At 36.4% G+C, this 1,158-nt stretch carries 2 protein-coding genes; both read right to left on the reverse strand.

The features are described 5' to 3' along the window. Positions 1–68: 68 nt before the first annotated feature. Positions 69–491 carry a hypothetical protein gene (locus tag BUB45_RS19295; RefSeq protein WP_073013525.1) on the reverse strand — a complete coding sequence of 141 codons (423 nt, stop codon included), beginning with the start codon at positions 489–491 and terminating at the stop codon, positions 69–71. Positions 492–558: 67 nt separating this feature from the next. Further along, the gene (locus BUB45_RS19300) at positions 559–1,047 is read right to left on the reverse strand and encodes a hypothetical protein (protein WP_073013526.1); all 489 of its coding nucleotides are present in this window, start codon (positions 1,045–1,047) and stop codon (positions 559–561) included. Between the last annotated feature and the right edge of the window lie 111 nt (positions 1,048–1,158).

Here is a 1,158-nt window from a genome sequence, read left to right on the forward strand (position 1 = left end):
CTTGTTGTCTTAACTTACGCCAAGCGCTAGAGTTGTAAAAGGATTTCTTTTGTTTGTCTGTCTTGTATTCAATCGTAGGCATGACCTTTCACCTTACGTTCAATTCTGTTAATCGTTGGTAAAGATGCGTGTCTTTCAAAGTGTTCGATTGCATAAGTTAATCCACCCTCAGTTGGATATGCTCCGTCTGTTTCCCAATCGAAGAATACATTACGTTTGAGTTTAATCTCTTTACCTTTGTAAATTACTTTTGGTACATCTGTTTCGCTTTCTAATTCGATTACAAGCAAGCTTGTTCTATCTCTTCCACTAGCAAGATCAAGACCGTATCTTAAATAATCTATTTGATCACGAGTTCCTTTTGCTTCTTCGTATTCTTCCGCCAGTTGCACGATAGTCTCCATTTGTTCAGGATTAATCTTCTTGCAACCTTTTATGTTTTTATCTAATATCCTTTTTCTAATAAAGCATGTCTTATCACTTATTTTCATAGTTAAACATCTCCTTTTCTGCATAATAAAAAGACACCTCGATGAGATGTCTTTAATAACAAAAATATTATTTCTTTTCTACTATCGTCGCTGAAATTAATGGCAATCCAGTAACTTCATGTTTACCGGCATAAGTTCCGTAAACCTTCGCAATATCTCCTTCTTGGACTTCCTCTACATTAGGTAATGTGGTGAAAGTACGAACCTCGAATACTCCCCATTCGTCCTCACCATACTTAATCGATAAACCAAAATCTTGCATTACGTCACTTTCATTAGAAGAATACTTATCTACTTCACCCTCACCATAAACCTTGGTGCCTTTAGGGATTTCATCAGAAACTGCTTTCGCCCAGTCGATCGGTACAGCTTCTTTCTTTAGTTCCTCATCCAGTTCCTCTTGAGTTGGTTCGTTTTCTTCAGGCTCTTCTTTCTCTTCTACCTCTTGTTTAGGTTCTTCCTTTTCTGTCTTAGCTTCTTTGGTCTCACTATTTGAACAAGCAACTAAAGTAATGGCTAACATGCCTATTAACAATAAAGATAATGCTTTTCTCATTTCAATCTCCCCCACAATTATGTATACACTTATTATGCTGGAGTTGGAAATGTTATGCAATATAAAAAGAGGACATATGCTCACATAGTGAACATAATATCCTCTCTGTTT

The sequence above is a fragment of the Virgibacillus chiguensis genome (assembly GCF_900129865.1).
Lineage (GTDB): Bacteria > Bacillota > Bacilli > Bacillales > Amphibacillaceae > Virgibacillus > Virgibacillus chiguensis.

Bases quoted from the DNA above. Each gene is read 5' to 3' on its own strand.
- BUB45_RS19295 (WP_073013525.1), bottom strand. From the start codon at position 491: ATGAAAATAAGTGATAAGACATGCTTTATTAGAAAAAGGATATTAGAT.
- BUB45_RS19300 (WP_073013526.1), bottom strand. From the start codon at position 1,047: ATGAGAAAAGCATTATCTTTATTGTTAATAGGCATGTTAGCCATTACT.